We start from the raw sequence: 18,445 nt of genomic DNA on the forward strand, positions 1-18,445 counted from the left end.
CCGCGCCGCCACCGGGCCGACCGCCGATGAGCGCCCCTCTAGCCGAGCCAGCCGGGCCGTACCAGGCCCGACTCGTAGGCGAGGACCACCAGTTGGGCCCGGTCGCGGGCGCCCAGCTTCACCATGGTGCGGCTGACGTGTGTCTTCGCCGTGAGCGGGCTGACCACCAGACGGCGCGCGATCTCCTCGTTGGACAGGCCGATCCCGACGAGCGCCATCACCTCGCGCTCCCGCTCGGTCAGCTCGGACAGGGAGGCGGCTGCCGCGGGCTCCTTCGAACGGGCGGCGAACTCGGCGATCAGCCGCCGGGTGACCCCGGGCGAGAGCAGCGCGTCGCCGTGCACCACGGCCCGCACCGCGCGCAGCAGTTCGTCCGGTTCGGTGTCCTTGACGAGGAACCCGGAGGCGCCGGAGCGGATCGCCTCGAAGACGTACTCGTCGAGTTCGAAGGTGGTGAGCATGACCACCTTCACGTCCGCCAGGTCCGGGTCGCCGCCGATCCGGCGCGTCGCGGCGAGCCCGTCGAGCACCGGCATCCGGATGTCCATCAACACGACATCCGGCCTCAACTCCCGTACCAGGCGCACCGCTTCGTCACCGTCGGACGCCTCGCCGGCGACCTCGATGTCGCTCTGCGCGTCGAGGAGCGCCTTGAATCCGGCGCGGACGAGCGACTGGTCGTCGGCGAGCAGGACGCGGATCAACGGGGGGCCTCCGAGGACGGCGGTGCGGACGGTCGCGCAGACGGGGGTACGGACGGGGGTGCGGGCGACGCGGCGGCGAACGGCAGGTCGGCGACGACCCGGAACCCGCCGCCGGGGCGCGGGCCCGCCTCGATCGTGCCACCGAGGGCGGCGGCGCGCTCGCGCATTCCGGCGAGTCCGTTGCCGCTGCCGCCGGCCTCCGCGTGACTGGCGGGCCCGTCGTCGTCGACGGTGAGCGTCAACGTCCGCTTCCCGTACCGCAGTCGGACCCGGGCCTGCCGTGACTCCGAGTGCCGTACGACGTTGGTCAGCGCCTCCTGCACGATCCGGAACGCGGCGAGATCGGCGCCAGGGGGCAGCGCGGGCCGCTCCCCGCCCGCGCCCGTCTCCGTGGTCGCGTCCGTGGTCACGTCTGGGGTCACGTCCGTGGTCACGTCCACGGTGAGACCGGCCCCGGCGGCCTGCTCGACGAGTTCCGGCAGCCGGTCGAGCCCGGGCGCCGGTGCGCGGGGCGCGGCCCCGGGCGCCCTGAGCGTGTCGAGGACCTGCCGCACCTCCCCCAACGCCTCCTTGCTCGCCGCCTTGATCGTGGTCAGCGCGGTGCGCGCCTGCTCCGGGTCCGAGTCGAGCAGCGCGAGTCCGACACCCGCCTGCACATTGATCACGGAGATGGAGTGGGCCAGCACGTCGTGCAGTTCCCGCGCGATGCGCAGCCGCTCCTCGTCGGCCCGCCGCCGCGCCGCCCGCTCCCGCTCCGCGCGCGCCTGCTCCCACTGCTCACGCCGCACCCGCGCCAGCTCGGCGACGGCCACGATCGCCAGCACCCACGCGGCGACGAACCCCTCCTGCCCCCACGACGCGGGCCCGTCCCCGGACGGCGGCAGATACGCGTACAGCCAGTGCGACACGAGCACATGTCCCACCCAGAACAGCCCGACGGCCGTCCACGCCGCCCACCGGTGCCCCGCGACGATCGCCGAGAAGCACCCGAGGGCCACCGTCAGGAACACCGGCCCGTACGGATACCCGGCGCCCAGATACACGGTCGCGCACACCGCCGTCCCGAAGGCGACGAACACCGGGTACCGCTGCCGCCAGAGCAACAGCGCACCGCCGGCGATCAGCAGCAGCCGCGCGAACACGTCCAGGTCGGCGCGGTCCCCCGTCTGCCCGCGCGCCGCGAAAGCGGAGCCGAGCAGCACGAAGGCGGTGACCAGCACCGTGGAGCGCCACGGCCAGCGACCGGCACCGTCCCGCTGCCACCAGCCGGGGCCCTGGTTCCACCACGGCGGACCCTGCCGCATCCACGGCGGGCCGCCCCGGCCGGGGCGGGGCGCACCGCCGTCGCGTACTCGCTGCTCGTCCATGCCGCCACGCTAAGCGCCGCGGGGCTCCAGGGGCGTCAGCCGGGCGAGGTGATCACACGTACTCCCCGGGGAGTACGCGCCGCTCGCGCGGGGCGGGCCGCCTCCCGCGCACGTCCGGAACCTCGCGCGGAAGTACGTCTCCGCTCTGCGGTGGGCCTGCGAACTGGCGTGGCGGGCCGAGGAGTTGTGACGCGGCGAGTCCGCCGGGGGCCTGGGCGGGCTTGCCTCACCGCCGAGCGGCCGCGCTGGACGGAGAAGCGGCTGACCGTGCCGGAGGCGCGGATCGCCGGAGAGATGGAGCTCGGCCGGTCCTCCGAGTACGTCCACGAGCTGATCCGCCTCGTCCCCACACACCCGCCGCGCGAACGCCCGGCGGAACTCCTCATGACAGCCCTGTACCGCAGCGGGCGCTCGTCCGACGCGCTGCTCGCCTACGAGGACGCACGGCGCCGGATCGCCGACGCGGTGGGCGCCGATCCGGGCCCGGCCCCGCGCGCGCAGCACGAGCGCATCCTTCGCCAGGACCCGGGGCTGCTCACGGCTCAGGCCGCGGCCTGAGAGCAGCCCGGGAAAGTCGCGCGAGCTACTTCACCAGGCCGACGCCGTGCGCGAGTTGAGCCGCCGCCTGCGCGAAGAACGGCTCCCGTTGGTCGTCGTCCACGACCCGGTTGAACTGCCCGAACAGCTCGAAGCCGATCAGCCCGTACAGCTGCGCCCACGCCGCGACCAGCGCGACCATGACCGCCGGCGGCAGATCGGGCGCGATGTCGGCGGCGATCCGCTCGCCCTCGGGGCGCAGCCCGTCCGGCAGCGGCGGCAGGGCGACCCCCTTGTCCTCGTACGCCTCACGGACGATGCGGATCAGGAGCAGACCCACGCGCGACGCCGGCTGGACGGTGCTCGACGGCGCGGTGTAGCCGGGCACCGGGGAGCCGTAGATGAGCGCGTACTCGTGCCGGTGCTCCTGCGCCCAGGCCCGTACGGCCTGGCAGACGACGACCCAGCGGCGGGCCGGGGTCACGTCCTCTCCCGCCTCGCGGAACGCCTCCTCCGCTCGCTCGGCAGCGACACCGAGGGAGTCGTACGCGTCGATGATCAGGGCGGTGAGGAGTTCGTCGCGGCTGGCGAAGTAGCGGTACAGGGCCGAGGAGACCATGCCGAGCTCGCGGGCGACGGCGCGCAGCGAGAGCTTGGCGGGGCCGTCGGCGGCGAGCTGTCTCCGCGCCTCGTCCTTGATGGCCGCGGTGACCTCCTGCCGCGCGCGGGCGCGGGCTCCTTGGGTGGCGGCACGTGGGGGTGTGCCGTGGTTCGTGCTCATGTGAGCCAGTCTCGCACGGAAGCAGAGCGGTGCACACAGCTTGGATCGGTGCACACAGCTTGGACCGGTGCACACAAAAGAGAGCACTGCTCTTGCTTTGGAGCGCCCGTCGCGTGCAGACTGCTCCCAAGAGAGAGCACCGCTCTCACTTTCCCTGGAGGATCTGATGTCCGCGTCCACACCGCACGTGCAGAAGCCCGGCTGGTTCACGGTGAACGTCATGAACCGGGTGGTGGCCTGGATGACCCGCCGCGGCTTCAGCGTCTGGGGCTCGCGCGTGCTGGCCGTCCGGGGCCGCAAGAGCGGCGAATGGCGCACCACGCCGGTCAATCTGCTGACGGTCGAGGGCGAGCGGTACCTCATCGCCCCCCGCGGCCACGTCCAGTGGACCCACAACATGCGGGCCGCCGGCGGCGGCGAACTGCGCCTGGGCAAGCAGACGGACGCCTTCACCGCGACCGAGATCGCGGACGACGACAAGCCCGCACTGCTGCGGGCCTACCTCAAGCGCTGGAAGGCCGAGGTAGGCGTCTTCTTCAACGGGGTGGGGCCGGACTCCTCCGACGAGGAACTGCGCCGGATCGCACCGGACCACCCCGTCTTCCGGGTCACCTTCACCGACTGACCCGACGAGGACACGGGGCCCTGTCAGCCGTCGAACCGCGACAGCACCCGCCCCGCCATCGGATGCGTCCGCACCAGCTCGCCCAGCGAGGACGAGCCGCGCGTGATCCTCGCGAAGGCGTTCCACGCCGGCCGGAACCCGGTGAGGGCCGCGTGCAGCATCCCGGGCTTGCGCTCGAAGACCTTCAGCATCTTCTTGCCGACGGCCATCTCGACCCCGAGCCCCGCCTTGATGGCGAACGCGTAGTTGAGCGCCTGACGGCGGGCGTCCACCGCGTCGTGCGCCTCGGAGATCCGTACGGCCCACTCGCCGGCGAGCCGCCCGGACCGCAGCGCGAACGAGATGCCCTCGCGCGTCCACGGCTCGAGCAGCCCCGCCGCGTCGCCGCACACCAGGACCCGCCCGCGCGAGAGCGGCGAGTCGTCCGCGCGGCAGCGCGTCAGATGCCCGGAGGAGACGGACGGTTCGAACCCGGCGAGGCCGAGCCGCCCGATGAAGTCCTCCAAGTACCGCTTGGTGGCGGCGCCTTCACCGCGCGCCGAGATGACGCCCACGGTGAGGGTGTCGTCCTTCGGGAAGACCCATCCGTAACTGCCGGGGATGGGGCCCCAGTCGATGAGCACGCGCCCGCGCCAGTCGTCGGCGACCGTCTCGGGCACCGGGATCTCCGCCTCCAGGCCCAGGTCGACCTGGTCGAGCTTGACCCCGACGTGTGCTCCTATGCGGCTGGCACTGCCGTCGGCGCCGACGACGGCGCGGGCCAGGACCGTCTCACCGTCCTGGAGCACCACGGCCACCGTCCGTCGGTCGGGCACCGCGGAGCCGTGCTGCTCGACGCGCGAGACCGTGACGCCGGTGCGCAGTTCGGCGCCGGCCTTCTGGGCGTGCTCGACGAGCTGGGCGTCGAACTCGGGCCGGTTGATCAGCCCGAACAGCATGCTCTTGGAACGGCGAGTGCGCGTGTACTTGCCGTCCAGGGAGAACGTCACCGCGTTGATCCGGTCCTTGAACGGCAGGTCGAAGCCCGGCGGCAGCGCGTCGCGGGACGGACCGATGATGCCGCCGCCACAGGTCTTGTAGCGCGGCAGCTCGGCCTTCTCCAGGAGCAGGACGCGACGTCCGGCGGCCGCGGCCGCGTACGCGGCGGACGCCCCGGCGGGTCCCGCGCCCACGACGACGACGTCCCACACCTGTGCCGAAACCTCGTCACCCATCTCGTTGCCGCCCGCCGAGTTCTCGCTGCTCACGATGGTCTACTGCTCCCGAATCGCCGACCTGGGAATGCCTGCCGCTTCTGTACCCGGCATCCTACGGCGGGCGGCTCCCGGAACCTCTGTGGGAGGATCATCAGCACACCCCGCACAACGTCGCACCCACGAGGAGCGTGCCCATGTCGCCGCATCCGATCGCCGAATCCGTCGCCTCGCTCATGCCGCGGGCCAAGGAGGAGCTGACCGAACTGGTCGCTTTCAAATCGGTGGCGGACTTCGCGCAGTATCCGAAGAGCGAGAGCGAGGGCGCGGCGAACTGGGTCGCGGACGCGCTGCGCGCCGAGGGCTTCCAGGATGTCGCGCTGCTCGACACCCCCGACGGGACCCAGTCGGTCTACGGCTTCCTGCCGGGACCCGCGGACGCGCCGACGGTGCTCCTGTACGCGCACTACGACGTGCAGCCGCCGCTGGACGAGGCCGCGTGGGCGACGCCCCCGTTCGAGCTGACCGAGCGCGCGGACGGCCGCTGGTACGGGCGCGGCACCGCCGACTGCAAGGGCGGCGTGCTGCTCCACCTGCTGGCCCTGCGTGCGCTGAAGGCGAACGGCGGGGTTCCGGTCAACGTCAAGGTGATCGCGGAGGGTTCGGAGGAGCAGGGCACCGGCGGCCTGGAGCGCTACGCCGAACAGCACCCCGAGCTGCTCACCGCCGACACGATCGTGATCGGCGACGCGGGCAACTTCCGCGTCGGCCTGCCGACGGCGACGGCCACGCTGCGCGGGATGACCCTGATCCGCGTACAGATGGACACGCTGGAGGGCAATCTGCACTCCGGTCAGTTCGGCGGCGCGGCGCCCGACGCGCTGGCCGCGCTGGTGCGCGTCCTGGACTCGCTGCGCGCGGAGGACGGCTCCACGACGATCGACGGTCTCGACGCGTCGGAGGCGTGGGACGGTCTTCAGTACGAGGAGGAGGCGTTCCGCAAGGACGCGAAGGTCCTCGACGGGGTCGAGCTGATCGGTTCGGGCACGGTCGCCGACCGGATCTGGGCGCGGCCCGCCGTGACGGTCCTCGGCATCGACTGCCCGCCGGTCGTCGGCGCGACGCCGTCCGTTCAGGCCGGCGCCCGCGCGCTGATCAGCCTGCGGGTGCCGCCGGGCGTGGACGCCGCCGAGGCGACCAAGCTCCTGTCGGCGCACATCGAAGCGCACACCCCGTGGGGTGCCCGGGTGAGCGTGGAACAGGTCGGCCAGGGCCAGCCGTTCCGCGCGAACACGGCGAGCCCAGCGTACGCGGCGATGGCGGACGCGATGCGTGAGGCGTACGACGGCCAGGACATGCAGTACGCGGGCCAGGGCGGCTCGATCCCGCTGTGCAACACGCTGGCGTCGCTCTACCCCGAGGCGGAGATCCTCCTCATCGGTCTGAGCGAGCCCGAGGCGCAGATCCACGCGGTCAACGAGAGCGTGTCCCCTGAGGAGCTGGAGCGTCTGTCGGTCGCCGAGGCGCTGTTCCTTCAGAAGTACGCCGCCGCCAACTGACTCTGCTCACAGCCAAGTCGCACGTCGCCGCGACCGTACCGCTCGTACGGTCGCGGCATGACGACCTACGACCTCACGGCCACCGTCGACCTCACGCCCCGCCTCCGGCTGCTGCGCTTCCCCGTCGGGCAGGCCTATCTCTGGCGTGACGGCGACGAGTTGACGCTCATCGACGCGGGCGCCCCGGGCGCGGGGCAGCCGATCGCCGACGCCGTACGGGACTGGGGGCACGCCCCCGAGGACGTACGGCGGATCGTGCTCACGCATTTCCATGAGGATCACGCGGGCGGGGCAGGGGAGTTCGCCCGGCTCAGCGGCGCCGATGTGTACGCGCACCGCCTCGACGCCCCCTTCGTCCGGGGTGAGGCGGCGGGGCCCGGGCCGGTCTTCGAGGACTGGGAGCGGCCGATCCACGCGCAGGCCCTCGCGCAGCTCCCTGCCCCGCCCGAGCACCCCGAACTCCCGTCGTCCGTGATCGAGTTGTCGGACGGCGATGTGCTCGGCTTCGGCGGCGGAGCGCGGATCGTCGGCGCGCCCGGGCACACCGACGGCTCGATCGGGCTCCATCTCCCCGAGCACGGCGTGCTGTTCACGGGCGACGCGATCGCCGCGTCCCCGCTCGACGGGCAGGTGATGCTCGGGGTCTTCAACCTGGACCGGGAGCGGGCGCTCGCGTCGTTCCGTGAACTCGCCGCTCTGGACAGCGAGGTGGCCTGTTTCGGGCACGGGGACCCGGTGACCCAGGGGGCGGGCGCGGTGCTGCGCGCGGCCGCCGCTCAGCCCACCGGGACGCCTGCCTCCAAGTAGTGCGCGGCGCCGCGCTCCCGGGCCCGCAGGGCCCACCGCAGCCGTTCGTAGCGCACGGGCGGCAGCAGCGCGGCGGCCTCGCTCTCGGTCACGAACCGCCACTGGCGCAACTCGGGCCCGGGGAGCAGGACGTGGCGCGCCGCGGCGGTGTCGAGCCGGCCGCCGTCGAACAGCAGCCGCAGACCGCCGTAGCCGGGCGGCACGGGCGGCTCCCAGTCGACGACCAACAGGCCGGGCATCTCCTGGAGTTGGATGCCGGTCTCCTCGGCGACCTCCCGTATCCCGGCGCGCGCCGGCGCCTCACCGGGCTCGACGACCCCGCCGGGGAACTCCCAGCCGGGCTTGTACGTGGGGTCGACGAGGAGCACCCGGTCCTGCTCGTCGAAGAGCAGCACCCCGGACGCGACGGTCTCGGCGGTCGGCTCGGCGGTCTGCACGATGTCGCAGGGGGCAGCGTCCCCGGTGCGCACGGCGGCGGCGATCCGCACGGCGGTCTCGTACGGGGTCAGGGCGCCGTTGTCGACGAGGTAGGCGTCCGCGGTCAGCCAGCCCGCGAGCGCGGCACGGTACGGCTCGATGTCGGCTGGGGCCTCGCCGCCCGGGTCACGGTCGCGCAGGATCGTTTCCCCTGGAGCAAGAAGCACATGGCACACAGGGATCCGCCGCGCGGCGAGCCCCCCGAAGATCTCGTCCCGGTACTCCTGGCGCAGCAGCCCCATCGGCACCACGAGAACCCCGCCCAGTTCGGCGAGGAGCGCGGCGGCCGTGTCGACGACGAGCCGCCGCCAGATCGGCAGATCCTGACGGTCGCTCACCTCGGCGAGCCGCTTGGGCGGCAACAGCCGCTCCAGCTCCCCGTCGATCACCTCGGGGTCGAAGAGTGTGCAGTTCGGGAGCAGGTCGATCAGTTCCCGCGCGGCGGTCGTCTTGCCCGCGCGGGACGCACCGTTGACCCAGACGATCACGGTTCCCCCTCTTCCGTCGGCCCTCTGAGGCTTGCCCGCAACACCCTGTGCCGGAAACCCGGTCCTGCTGAGGGGGCGGCTCCGGCACATTCCGAGTGGGGATTGTCGGACCCACCGACTAGTCTCTTCACATGTCCTCCACTCCGACCCCTGGTTCCGCGCAATCCGCCGATGAGCTCAACGAGCAGATCCGTGGCCTCATGGCGCGCGCGGGAGGCCGGTTGAGCGACACGCAGCGCCGGGAGTACGAGGTGCTCGTCGTGGAGTGGGCGGCCGCGGTGCGCGGCGACGTGGTGCAGGCGGCCTGACCGCGGTCGCCTCAGGCCCGCGCCGCCACCATCCGCAGCCCGTCGGCCGCGGCGGGCGAGAGCATCGCCTCGTCCAGTTCGGCCAGCGGAATCCACTCGACCGCTTCGGTCGTCCCCGCCACCTCGACGACCGCGGGCGCCGCGTCGCCGTCGAGCTCGACGGCGTAGAACAGCGCGATCAAGTGCCAGTGCGCACCGCCTCGTTGCACGGTGTACGCCCGGCTGTCGACGAGGCGCGCGCCCGTGACGGCCAGGCCGGTCTCCTCGTACAGCTCGCGGGTCAGGGCCTCCACGGGCTGCTCGCCGTGGTCGATGCCGCCGCCGGGCAGGTGCCACAGACCGGGGGTGAACACCGGCGAGCTGCTTGAGAGCCGGGCCAGGAGCACGCGGCCGTCGCGCAGGGCCAGTGCGTACGCGGAGACACGTGTGCGCCGTTGGGTGTCCAAGTGGGTTCCCCTCCCCTTCGCGGGCCACCGGGCGGTGGCGAGGGGAACTCTAGTCAGCCTTGATCCCGCGGGCCGCGGCAGGCGGGTCACCCGTACCGGGCGGTCGTGGTCGGTACGCCGCCCTCGGGCCTCCGGGCATCGGGGGGAAACCGGAGGTGTGGTGCGGGGTGACCCGCGGTTCCGGGCCGGCCGCGCGGACCGCTGCCCACGGTCGCCGGCCGGCCCCTGCCGGGCCTCCTCGGTGTGTTCCTGATGCGCAGTCAAGCGCAGCCTGCGGGTTGCCAGAAGCGTGTGCGCGCGGTCCGTGCCCGCACATCGTTCACACGGGGTGCGCGCCGTGCACACCCCGCTACCCGGCCAGCGCCGCTCTGATCTGACGGGTGGTCTGCGCCGCGATCCGCGGATGGTCGGCGGCGTACGCCGTGTGCGCGTTCAGGCCGGTGGCCAGGGCCCAGGCGCGGCCGCGCAGCCAGGTCGCCTCGTCCACGTCCAGCGCGTCGCGGAAGACCGCCCGCGCGGACGGTGACAGCAGCGTGAAGGCGACCATGAGGTCGACCGCGGGGTCGCCGACGCCGAGGCTGCCGAAGTCGATCACCGCGTGGAGGCGGCCGCCGACCGTGAGCAGGTTGCCGGTGTGGAAATCGCCGTGGAACCAGACCGCGGGCTCCCACCGCTCGGGGGCGTCCAGGGCCGCGTCCCACAGCTCGGTCATCGCGTCCGCGCCGAAGTCGTCCCCGTACGCCGCGATCGCGGCCCGCGTGGCCCGGTCCCGCTCGGCGAGGGGCGCGGCCGGGCCCGGCGCGGGCACGCCCTCCCGCACGTCGATCCCCTGCAACGCCCGCAAGAAGGCGGCCAGTTCACCCGCGGCCTCGGCCGAATCGCCGATGCCGTCGGCCGTGGCGACCTCACCGTCGAGCCACCGGCTGACGGCCCACGGCCACGGGTAGCCGAGCGCGGGCCGCCCCACCGCGACCGGGACCGGCACGGCAAGCGGCAGGTGCGGGGCGAGCCTGGGCAGCCAGAACTCCTCCTTCTCGGCCTGCCCGATGGCCCCGGCGTGCCGCGGCAGCCGTACCGAGAGGTCGTCACCGAGGCGGTGGATGACATGGTCCGAACCGGCCGGGTCGAGCAGCCTCAGGGGCAGATCGGCCCACTGCGGGAACTGGGCGTCGACGAGACGCCGTACGAGCGTCGTGTCGATGGCGGGCCGTACGTCGATGTCGCGCGCGGTGGTCAAGTCGACTGCTCCTGGGGCGGGGAACGCAGAGAGAGACACCACAGGCTCCCGCAGTCATGCCCGTCAAGAGGTTTACAGTCAATTCACTCCATCAAGTGATACCGAACCGCTTGGAATCGTTACGGCACTACACCGCGTCGCACCGGCGGCTACCGTGAGCCACCAGGTACCCCAGCCCCCGGTGACCTCCTCAGATCGATCGCATGAGACACAGCGGCGGCGCGCCCGGCCCCTCTTCCCGGGCCGGACAGAAGATCGCCCGGGGGGAACAGATGCGACAGGGCAGCAATCAACAGGACTACGGTTCGGGCGAGTTCGCGCTGGGGTTCACACGGGGCGATCCGCACCACCTCGTGGACGTCACCGATCTGGAGGACTCCCTCCCCGCCCCCGTCATCCGCACCGTCGGTGACAGCGTCGTCGTCCAACTGGGCGGCGAGATAGACCTCCTGGCGTTCCAGCGGATGGCTCCGCTGCTCGACGCGGTGGCGGCGGGTCCGTATCGCGTCGTGGCGATCGACCTGACCGGCACGACGTTCTTCGACTGCTCGGGGCTCTCCCTGATCCTGCGCACCCACCGGCGCGCACGTGAACGGGGTGGCCGCACCCGGGTCGTCTGCCGGCACCGCCTGACCCTGCGCATCATCGAACTGGCGGGCCTGAACGAGGTGTTGGAGCCCGCGGGCACAGTCGAGGAAGCACTGCGCTGAGCGCAGCCCCGGAACCCAACACAACCGAACGCGCCAGTATCGGTCTGATCAACTCAAGCCACGGTGACGGACTTTGACGCGCGGTCACCCCATCGCGTCCGCACCTCTTCCAACAGACTCGAACACGGCCTAACGTAAGCGCGCACTCCACCCATGACAGTTTCCGGGAACATGGAGGAACGTGACGATGCGTCGTCTTCCCACCCGCCCCGCCGGTTTCGGGCGAAGAGTCATCGGGACGGTCGCCGCGGCGGTGCTGTGCGCCGGCGGCCTCGCGGCCGTCCCCGCCGCCGCTGCCGCACCCGCCGAACCGTCCCCCGCCGTCGACGACGGCCTCGCGCTCACCCCGCCCATGGGCTTCAACAACTGGAACTCCACGCACTGCCGCGCGGACTTCAACGAGGCCATGGTGAAGGGCATCGCCGATCTCTTCGTCGAGAAGGGCCTCAAGGACGCCGGGTACCAGTACGTGAACCTGGACGACTGCTGGGCTCTTCCCGACCGGGACGCGAACGGCAAGTTGGTGCCCGACCCGGTCCGATTCCCCCACGGGATCACGGCGGTCGCGGACTATGTGCACTCCAAGGGCCTCAAGCTCGGCATCTACACGAGCGCGGGGACCAAGACGTGCAGCGACATCGGGTTCCCCGGCGCGCTCGGCCACGAGTACAGCGACGCCCGGCAGTTCGCGGACTGGGGCGTCGACTACCTCAAGTACGACAACTGCAACAACCAGGGCGTCGACGCCAAGCAGCGGTACACGACGATGCGCGACGCGCTGCGCGCCACGGGGCGCCCCATCGTCTACAGCATCTGCGAATGGGGCCAGAACAAGCCGTGGGAGTGGGCAGCCGACGTCGGCCATCTGTGGCGCACCACCGGTGACATCAGCGACAGCTGGGGCTCGATGCTCTCGCTGATGAAGCAGAACCTGCCGCTCGCTCCGTACGCGGGCCCGGGGCACTGGAACGACCCGGACATGCTGGAGGTCGGCAACGGCGGCATGACGGACACCGAGTACCGCACGCACTTCTCGATGTGGTCGGTCATGGCGGCGCCGCTGCTCATCGGCACGGACCTGCGCAAGGCCTCCGACACGACGTACGACATCCTCTCCAACCGCGACGTCATCGCCGTCGACCAGGACCCGCTGGGCAAGCAGGGCAGCGTGATCTCGTCGGAGGGCGGCCGCTGGGTCGTGTCGAAGCAGATGAAGGACGGCAGCCGCGCCGTCGCCCTGTTCAACGAGACGGGCTCCGCGCAGCGCATCGCGACCACCGCGCAGGCCGTCGGGCTCCCCGCGGCCGACGGATACGTCGCCCGCGACCTGTGGCAGCACAAGAACTTCAACACCGCGGGCACGCTCGCCGCGACGGTCCCGGCGCACGGCACGGTGCTGCTGCGCGTGGCGGCCGACCCGAAGTTCGCCGCGTACCCGCCGGCGGCCGAACTCGGCCTGGGTGACGCCCTGTTCGTCGAGCCGGGCGGCACGCAGGGCGTCACCAGTACGTTCACGAACCTGGGCCGCACCACCGCGCGCGACGTGTCCGTGTCGCTGAGCGGTCCGGCCGGGGCGGGCTGGAAGGTCTCGGCCGGCGGCGCGACGACGGCCGACGCCGTCCCGGGCGGCAAGTCCCTGAGCACCCCGTGGAAGGTGACCGCCCCGGCGGGCACGCCGACGGGCTCCTACGATCTGACGCTGCGCGCCGCCTACCGGTCGCCGCAGGGCACGAAGGTCACGACGACGGTCCCGGTCACCGCCCACGTGGCGACGGCGCCGCCCGCCGGCACCTCCTCGCTCGGCGATCTGCCGTGGCTGTCGACGACCAACGGCTGGGGCCCGGTCGAGCGGAACACCAGCAACGGTGAGAACGGTGCGGGCGACGGCAACCCGATCACGATCGGCGGAACCGTCTACGCCAAGGGGCTCGGCGTGCATGCCGAGAGCTCGGTGGAGTACTACACGGGCCGCAGCTGCGAACGGGTCACCGCGCAGGTAGGCGTCGACGACGAGAAGGGCACCAAGGGCACCGTCGCGTTCGAGGTGTGGGCCGACGGGAAGAAGGTCGCCTCGACCGGCGTACTGACCAACGCGGATGCGGCGCAGGCGATGTCGGCCGATGTGACGGGTGCTCAGCTCGTCCGGCTCGTCGTCACGGACGGCGGTGACGGCATCGACTCGGACCACGCGGACTGGGCGGACGCGCAGCTGAGCTGCTGAGCCGGGAAAGTCACCGAAAGCGCTGAGCGTGCGGGGATCAACTCCCCGCACGCTCGACCGAGTTGACCGCCCTCAGGCGGACAGGCGGTGCGCCGTCGCCCCCGCGCCCGCGCCGGTACGCAGCGCCGCGGCGGCGGCGCCCACGAGCCCCGCGTCCGTCCCCGTCGACGCCGGGGCGACCGTGAGGCGCTGGACGAAGGAGAGCGTCGCGTAATCGCGCAGGGCGCGGCGCAGCGGCGTGAACAGCACCTCGCCGGAGTTGGCCACTCCCCCGCCGATCACGGCGATGTCGATCTCGACGAGCGTGGCCGTGGCCGCGATGCCGGCCGCGAGGGCCTGTGCGGCGCGCTCGAAGGAGGCCACCGCGGCCTTGTCGCCGGCGCGGGCGGCACGCGCCACGGCGGCGGCGGACGTGTCACCGTCCGCCTCGGGACGCCAGCCGTCGGACAGGGCGCGCCGCGCGATGTTCGGTCCGCTCGCGATCCGCTCGACACAGCCGCGGGCGCCGCAGGGGCACAGGTCCCCGTCGAGGTCGACGCTGATGTGGCCGATGTGGCCCGCGTTTCCGGTGGGGCCGGGGTGGACCTGGCCGTTCAGGACGAGGCCGCCGCCGACGCCGGTCGAGACGACCATGCACAGCGCGTTGTCGTGGCCCTGGGCCGCGCCCTGCCAGTGTTCCGCCGCCGTGATCGCCACGCCGTCGCCGATGAGCTCGACCGGCAGGCCGTCGGCGAGCGACCGTACGCGCTCGACCAGCGGAAACCCGCGCCAGCCCGGCACGTTGACGGGGCTGACCGTGCCCGCCGAGCGGTCCACGGGGCCCGCGCTGCCGATACCCACGGCCCGCACACCCGGCCACATCGGCGACGCCGTCAGGTCACCGAGCACCGCCGCCACCGCGCCCATCACCGTCTCGCCGTCCTCCTGCGCGGGCGTCGGCCGCTGGGCCCGCACCAGGATGCGGCCCTGGTCGTCGACGAGGGCGCCGGCGATCTTGGTGCCGCCGATGTCGAGCGCGGCGACGAGGGTCGTGTGCATCAGTGTCCGTTCTTCCGGGGCAGGGCAGGTCGACTCAGAGGCGTCCAGAGCCGTTTCACGCAGCTCAGACAAAGCGGTGGACAGTCTCTCTCGCATCTGACAACGTTGTCCAGGCCCTATGCTCGACGCCACATGCCCATACCGCATGATGACCCTCACGAACGGTCGTCGTCACCCCTTCCCGGTGACCGGCTGCACGGCAGCGACGAAGGACAGGACAGCGCAGAGTGGACCGCACCGCCCGCCGCACCGAGAACCGCTACGGCAACCGCCCGACGATGAAGGACGTGGCCGCGCGCGCCGGGGTCGGCCTCAAGACCGTCTCCCGCGTCGTCAACGGCGAGCCGGGGGTCACCCCGGACACCGAGCGGCGCGTCCAGGAGGCGATCGCCGCACTGGGCTTCCGGCGCAACGACAGCGCCCGGGTGCTGCGCAAGGGGCGTACGGCGAGCATCGGCCTGGTCCTGGAGGATCTGGCCGACCCGTTCTACGGGCCGCTCAGCCGCGCCGTCGAGGAGGTCGCGCGGGCGCACGGCGCGCTCCTCATCAACGGCTCAAGCGCCGAGGACCCGGACCGCGAGCAGGAGTTGGTGCTCGCCCTGTGCGCGCGCCGCGTCGACGGGCTGGTCGTGATCCCGGCCGGCGACGACCACCGCTACCTGGAGCCGGAGATCGCGGCGGGCGTCGCGACCGTGTTCGTCGACCGCCCCGCCGGGAGGATCGACGCGGACGTCGTGCTGTCCGACAGCTTCGGCGGCGCGCGGGACGGCGTCGCGCATCTCATCGCGGGCGGCCACCGCCGGATCGGGTTCATCGGCGACCAGCCGCGTATCCACACGGCGGCCGAGCGACTGCGCGGTTACCGGGCCGCGATGGAGGACGCCGGGATAGCGGTCGAGGACCGCTGGATGTCGCTCGGTGTCACCGATCCCGAGCGGGTGCGGCGCGCGGCCGAGGAGATGCTGACGGGCCCCGACCCGGTGACGGCTGTCTTCGCGGGCAACAACCGCGTCACGGTCACCGTCGTCCGCGTCCTCGCCGAACTCGACCGCCCCGTCGCCCTGGTGGGCTTCGACGACATCGAGCTGGGCGATCTGCTGAAGCCGGGCGTGACGGTGGTGGCGCAGGACGCCGCGCAGTTGGGCCGCACCGCGGCCGAGCGGCTGTTCCGCCAGTTGGACGGGGCGACGCTGCTGCCGGAGCGGATCGAGCTGCCGACGCGGCTGATCCAGCGCGGCTCGGGGGAGATCCCGCCGACGGACTGACGGCGGGCGGCTTCCGACGGACCTCTGCCCCTCCCCGGCCGTCCCCGGGAAGGGGCAGAAGTGTGTGCGGCGCCCGAACCTACGCGCCGGTGACCGTCAGGTCGCCGCGGCGGGGCGCGGAGTAGCCCTCCAGGTCCGCGCGGGTGAGCCCGGACAGGCGGGCCACCTCGCCGATGTCGAGCGCGCCGCAGTCCAGGCCGCGCAGCAGGTACCCGGCGAGGGCCTTCGCGGTGGCCGGCTCGTCCGCGATGTCGCCGGAGGCCTGGCTCGCGTAGGCGGCGAGACGCGCGGCGGCGGCCTCGAACCCTTCGCGATAGAAGGCGAACACGGCCGCGTACCGCGTCGGGATGTGGCCGGGGTGCATGTCCCAGCCCTGGTAGTAGGCGCGGGCGAGGGCGCGGCGGGTGAGTCCGAAGTGGAGCCGCCAGGCGTCGTGCACCTTGGCGGTGGAGCCGATCGGCAGCACGTTCGTGGAGCCGTCGGAGACGCGGACTCCCGTGCCGGCGGCGGCGACCTGCATGACGGCCTTCGCGTAGTCGGCGGCCGGGTGGTCGCTGGCCTGGTACGCGGCGGAGACGCCGAGGCAGGCGCTGTAGTCGAAGGTGCCGTAGTGCAGACCGGTCGCGCGCCCCTCGGCGGCGTCGATCATGCGGGCCACGGCGGCGGTGCCGTCGGCGGCGAGGATCGACTGGCTGGTCTCGATCTGGATCTCGAACCCGAGCCGCCCCGCGTCGAGCCCGTGCTGCTTCTCGAACGCCTCCAGGAGCCGCACCATGGCCGTGACCTGCTCCGGGTACGTGACCTTCGGCAGCGTCAGGACGAGCCCGTCGGGCAGCCCGCCGTGCTCCATGAGCCCGGTGAGGAAGATGTCGAGCGTACGGATGCCGCGGTCGCGGACCGGGGCCTCCATGCACTTCATGCGGATGCCCATGTAGGGGGCGGCCGTCCCGTTCTCGTACGCCTCGGCGATGACGCGCGCGGCTCGGGCCGCCGTCTCGTCCTCGTCGGCGGCGGAGGCGGGCCGGTAGCCGTCCTCGAAGTCCACGCGCAGGTCCTCGACGGGCTCGCGCTCCAGCTTCGCCCGTACGCGGCTGTAGACGGGCTCGGCGAGCTCGTCGCTCAGGCCGAGCGCGGCGGCGAACGAGGCGGCGTCCGGAGCGTGTTCGTCGAGCTGCGCGAGGGCCTGGTCGCCCCAGGACCGTACGGTGCCCGCATCGAAGGCGTCACCGGGCACGTAGACCGTGTGCACGGGCTGGCGGGTGCCGGGGTCCCCCGGGTACCGGCGGGCGAGTTCCGCGTCGACCGGGGCGAGTGAGGCGCTGATGCCCTCGCTGACCGCGCCCGCGAGGCTCGTCGACACCTTCTCCTGCTGACCCATTCGTGCACCCTCCATACGCTCACTGTTTCCGCTTCACGGAATCAACAATCCGTATAGCGAAGTTAACGGGGCCGGGTGACCTGCGTCAATGGTCCCCTCGCATGGTCCCGGTACGCGGACGGGGCCGCGCGGCGATGAACGCCGCACGGCCCCGACAGTGCTCGGAGGCTCAGCCCTTGCGGGTCTTGACCTCTTCGGTGAGGGCGGGCACGACGTCGAAGAGGTCGCCGACGACGCCGTAGTCGACCAGGTCGAAGATCGGCGCTTCGGCGTCCTTGTTGATCGCGACGATCGTCTTCGAGGTCTGCATACCGGCCCGGTGCTGGATCGCACCCGAGATACCGGAGGCGATGTACAGCTGCGGGGACACGGACTTGCCGGTCTGGCCGACCTGGTTGGAGTGCGGGTACCAGCCCGCGTCCACCGCCGCACGCGAGGCGCCGACGGCCGCGCCGAGGGAGTCGGCGAGGGCCTCGATGATCGCGAAGTTCTCCGCGCCGTTGACGCCGCGGCCGCCGGAGACGACGATCGCGGCCTCGGTCAGCTCGGGGCGCCCGGTCGACTCGCGCGGGGTACGGCCGGTGACCTTGGTGCCGGTCGCCTTCTCCGAGAACGCGACGCTCAGGGCCTCGACGGTGCCGGCGGCCGGGGCCGCCTCGACCGCAGCACTGTTGGGCTTGACGGTGATGACCGGGGTGCCGGTCGTCACGGTCGAGCGGGTGGTGAAGGAGGCGGCGAACACCGACTGGGTGGCGACGGGACCGGAATCGCCGGCCTCCAGGTCGACGGCGTCGGTGATGATGCCCGACTTGATGCGCAGCGCGAGGCGGGCGGCGATCTCCTTGCCCTCCGCGGAGGACGGCACCAGTACGGCGGCCGGGGAGACGGCGGCGACGGCGGCCTCCAGGGCCTCGACCTTGGGCACGACGAGGTAGTCGGCGTACTCGGCCGCCTCGTGCGTCAGCACCTTGACCGCACCGTGCTCGGCCAGGGCGGCCTGCGTGTCGGCGGCGCCGTTGCCGAGGGCGACCGCGACCGGCTCGCCGAGGCGGCGGGCCAGCGTGAGCAGCTCCAGGGTGGGCTTGCGGACGGCACCGTCCACGTGGTCGACGTAGACCAGAACTTCAGCCATGGGATGATTCCAACTTCCGTGACGAGTAAGCGACTTGGCGGCGTGACGACTAGATGAACTTCTGGCCCGCGAGGAACTCGGCGAGCTGCTTGCCGCCCTCGCCCTCGTCCTTGACGATCGTGCCCGCCGTGCGCGCCGGACGCTCCGCGGCCGCCTCGACCTTCGTCCAGGC

General features: G+C 72.5%; 18 protein-coding genes and 1 pseudogene. 8 read left to right on the top strand and 11 right to left on the bottom strand.

Annotation, left to right across the window (positions count from 1 at the left end; genetic code table 11):
• Window positions 1–38: 38 nt before the first annotated feature.
• Window positions 39–704 carry a response regulator transcription factor gene (locus AB0L37_RS23535; protein WP_365508696.1) on the bottom strand — a complete coding sequence of 222 codons (666 nt, stop codon included), beginning with the start codon at window positions 702–704 and terminating at the stop codon, window positions 39–41.
• Complete coding sequence (locus AB0L37_RS23540; RefSeq protein ID WP_365508699.1) at window positions 701–2,071, bottom strand: sensor histidine kinase; 1,371 nt, start codon at window positions 2,069–2,071, stop codon at window positions 701–703. Before AB0L37_RS23540 ends, AB0L37_RS23535 begins: the two co-directional genes overlap by 4 nt.
• Window positions 2,072–2,119: 48 nt before the next feature.
• On the opposite strand from AB0L37_RS23540, the gene AB0L37_RS23545 reads away from it, so the two are divergent.
• Window positions 2,120–2,629 (top strand): BTAD domain-containing putative transcriptional regulator, encoded by a 510-nt coding sequence (locus tag AB0L37_RS23545; protein ID WP_365508702.1) that lies wholly within the window; start codon window positions 2,120–2,122, stop codon window positions 2,627–2,629.
• A gap of 25 nt (window positions 2,630–2,654) precedes the next feature.
• Here AB0L37_RS23545 and AB0L37_RS23550 read toward each other — a convergent pair whose 3' ends face one another.
• Entirely contained in the window at window positions 2,655–3,389 is a 735-nt protein-coding gene (locus AB0L37_RS23550) for a TetR/AcrR family transcriptional regulator (RefSeq protein WP_365508704.1), read from the bottom strand.
• 166 nt (window positions 3,390–3,555) lie between these two features.
• Here AB0L37_RS23550 and AB0L37_RS23555 point away from each other — a divergent pair, with 166 nt between their 5' ends.
• Window positions 3,556–4,014, top strand: coding sequence for a nitroreductase family deazaflavin-dependent oxidoreductase (locus AB0L37_RS23555; protein ID WP_365508706.1), 459 nt, complete (start codon window positions 3,556–3,558; stop codon window positions 4,012–4,014).
• 23 nt (window positions 4,015–4,037) lie between these two features.
• Here AB0L37_RS23555 and AB0L37_RS23560 read toward each other — a convergent pair whose 3' ends face one another.
• A complete protein-coding gene (locus tag AB0L37_RS23560) occupies window positions 4,038–5,261 on the bottom strand; it encodes a geranylgeranyl reductase family protein (RefSeq protein ID WP_365508709.1) in 1,224 nt (407 codons plus the stop codon).
• A 143-nt stretch (window positions 5,262–5,404) separates the two neighbouring features.
• Here AB0L37_RS23560 and AB0L37_RS23565 point away from each other — a divergent pair, with 143 nt between their 5' ends.
• Both AB0L37_RS23565 and AB0L37_RS23570 read left to right on the top strand, forming a co-directional pair.
• Window positions 5,405–6,766: a dipeptidase gene (locus AB0L37_RS23565; RefSeq protein ID WP_365508712.1), complete on the top strand. Its 1,362-nt coding sequence runs from the start codon at window positions 5,405–5,407 to the stop codon at window positions 6,764–6,766.
• A gap of 57 nt (window positions 6,767–6,823) precedes the next feature.
• Window positions 6,824–7,573, top strand: a complete 750-nt coding sequence (locus AB0L37_RS23570; RefSeq protein WP_365508715.1) for an MBL fold metallo-hydrolase — start codon at window positions 6,824–6,826, stop codon at window positions 7,571–7,573.
• On the opposite strand, the gene AB0L37_RS23575 is transcribed toward AB0L37_RS23570, so the two are convergent.
• Window positions 7,543–8,538 (bottom strand): NUDIX domain-containing protein, encoded by a 996-nt coding sequence (locus AB0L37_RS23575; protein ID WP_365508718.1) that lies wholly within the window; start codon window positions 8,536–8,538, stop codon window positions 7,543–7,545. The two genes, AB0L37_RS23570 and AB0L37_RS23575, sit on opposite strands and share 31 nt — an antisense overlap.
• A gap of 131 nt (window positions 8,539–8,669) precedes the next feature.
• Between AB0L37_RS23575 and AB0L37_RS23580 the strand changes: the two genes are divergently transcribed.
• Window positions 8,670–8,846 (top strand): hypothetical protein, encoded by a 177-nt coding sequence (locus tag AB0L37_RS23580; RefSeq protein WP_365508721.1) that lies wholly within the window; start codon window positions 8,670–8,672, stop codon window positions 8,844–8,846.
• An 11-nt stretch (window positions 8,847–8,857) separates the two neighbouring features.
• Here AB0L37_RS23580 and AB0L37_RS23585 read toward each other — a convergent pair whose 3' ends face one another.
• Window positions 8,858–9,292 carry an NUDIX domain-containing protein gene (locus AB0L37_RS23585; protein ID WP_365508724.1) on the bottom strand — a complete coding sequence of 145 codons (435 nt, stop codon included), beginning with the start codon at window positions 9,290–9,292 and terminating at the stop codon, window positions 8,858–8,860.
• 349 nt (window positions 9,293–9,641) lie between these two features.
• Entirely contained in the window at window positions 9,642–10,529 is an 888-nt protein-coding gene (locus AB0L37_RS23590; protein ID WP_365508727.1) for an aminoglycoside phosphotransferase family protein, read from the bottom strand.
• Between the two features lie 203 nt (window positions 10,530–10,732).
• Between AB0L37_RS23590 and AB0L37_RS23595 the strand changes: the two genes are divergently transcribed.
• Together AB0L37_RS23595 and AB0L37_RS23600 are read left to right on the top strand one after the other, a co-directional pair.
• Complete coding sequence (locus AB0L37_RS23595) at window positions 10,733–11,239, top strand: STAS domain-containing protein (protein ID WP_365508730.1); 507 nt, start codon at window positions 10,733–10,735, stop codon at window positions 11,237–11,239.
• A gap of 187 nt (window positions 11,240–11,426) precedes the next feature.
• Window positions 11,427–13,460, top strand: a complete 2,034-nt coding sequence (locus AB0L37_RS23600; protein ID WP_365508733.1) for an NPCBM/NEW2 domain-containing protein — start codon at window positions 11,427–11,429, stop codon at window positions 13,458–13,460.
• Between the two features lie 72 nt (window positions 13,461–13,532).
• Here AB0L37_RS23600 and AB0L37_RS23605 read toward each other — a convergent pair whose 3' ends face one another.
• Window positions 13,533–14,498 (bottom strand): ROK family protein, encoded by a 966-nt coding sequence (locus AB0L37_RS23605; RefSeq protein WP_365508736.1) that lies wholly within the window; start codon window positions 14,496–14,498, stop codon window positions 13,533–13,535.
• 227 nt (window positions 14,499–14,725) lie between these two features.
• Here AB0L37_RS23605 and AB0L37_RS23610 point away from each other — a divergent pair, with 227 nt between their 5' ends.
• The gene (locus tag AB0L37_RS23610) at window positions 14,726–15,763 is read left to right on the top strand and encodes a LacI family DNA-binding transcriptional regulator (protein ID WP_365508739.1); all 1,038 of its coding nucleotides are present in this window, start codon (window positions 14,726–14,728) and stop codon (window positions 15,761–15,763) included.
• A gap of 79 nt (window positions 15,764–15,842) precedes the next feature.
• Here AB0L37_RS23610 and AB0L37_RS23615 read toward each other — a convergent pair whose 3' ends face one another.
• The 3 genes and pseudogenes from AB0L37_RS23615 to AB0L37_RS23625 all read right to left on the bottom strand — a co-directional run.
• The gene (locus tag AB0L37_RS23615) at window positions 15,843–17,141 is read right to left on the bottom strand and encodes an aldolase/citrate lyase family protein (protein ID WP_365508770.1); all 1,299 of its coding nucleotides are present in this window, start codon (window positions 17,139–17,141) and stop codon (window positions 15,843–15,845) included.
• Window positions 17,142–17,310: 169 nt separating this feature from the next.
• The gene (locus AB0L37_RS23620; protein ID WP_365508742.1) at window positions 17,311–18,273 is read right to left on the bottom strand and encodes an electron transfer flavoprotein subunit alpha/FixB family protein; all 963 of its coding nucleotides are present in this window, start codon (window positions 18,271–18,273) and stop codon (window positions 17,311–17,313) included.
• A gap of 49 nt (window positions 18,274–18,322) precedes the next feature.
• Window positions 18,323–18,445, bottom strand: a pseudogene (locus tag AB0L37_RS23625) (electron transfer flavoprotein subunit beta); the annotation flags it as partial.

This window comes from Streptomyces sp. NPDC052225 (genome assembly GCF_040679615.1).
Lineage (GTDB): Bacteria > Actinomycetota > Actinomycetes > Streptomycetales > Streptomycetaceae > Streptomyces.

Coding starts and splice junctions, on each gene's coding strand:
- AB0L37_RS23550 (WP_365508704.1), bottom strand. CDS start 3,389: ATGAGCACGAACCACGGCACACCCCCACGTGCCGCCACCCAAGGAGCC.
- AB0L37_RS23580 (WP_365508721.1), top strand. CDS start 8,670: ATGTCCTCCACTCCGACCCCTGGTTCCGCGCAATCCGCCGATGAGCTC.
- AB0L37_RS23600 (WP_365508733.1), top strand. CDS start 11,427: ATGCGTCGTCTTCCCACCCGCCCCGCCGGTTTCGGGCGAAGAGTCATC.
- AB0L37_RS23570 (WP_365508715.1), top strand. CDS start 6,824: ATGACGACCTACGACCTCACGGCCACCGTCGACCTCACGCCCCGCCTC.
- AB0L37_RS23620 (WP_365508742.1), bottom strand. CDS start 18,273: ATGGCTGAAGTTCTGGTCTACGTCGACCACGTGGACGGTGCCGTCCGC.
- AB0L37_RS23595 (WP_365508730.1), top strand. CDS start 10,733: ATGAGACACAGCGGCGGCGCGCCCGGCCCCTCTTCCCGGGCCGGACAG.
- AB0L37_RS23605 (WP_365508736.1), bottom strand. CDS start 14,498: ATGCACACGACCCTCGTCGCCGCGCTCGACATCGGCGGCACCAAGATC.
- AB0L37_RS23555 (WP_365508706.1), top strand. CDS start 3,556: ATGTCCGCGTCCACACCGCACGTGCAGAAGCCCGGCTGGTTCACGGTG.
- AB0L37_RS23540 (WP_365508699.1), bottom strand. CDS start 2,071: ATGGACGAGCAGCGAGTACGCGACGGCGGTGCGCCCCGCCCCGGCCGG.
- AB0L37_RS23615 (WP_365508770.1), bottom strand. CDS start 17,141: ATGGGTCAGCAGGAGAAGGTGTCGACGAGCCTCGCGGGCGCGGTCAGC.
- AB0L37_RS23565 (WP_365508712.1), top strand. CDS start 5,405: ATGTCGCCGCATCCGATCGCCGAATCCGTCGCCTCGCTCATGCCGCGG.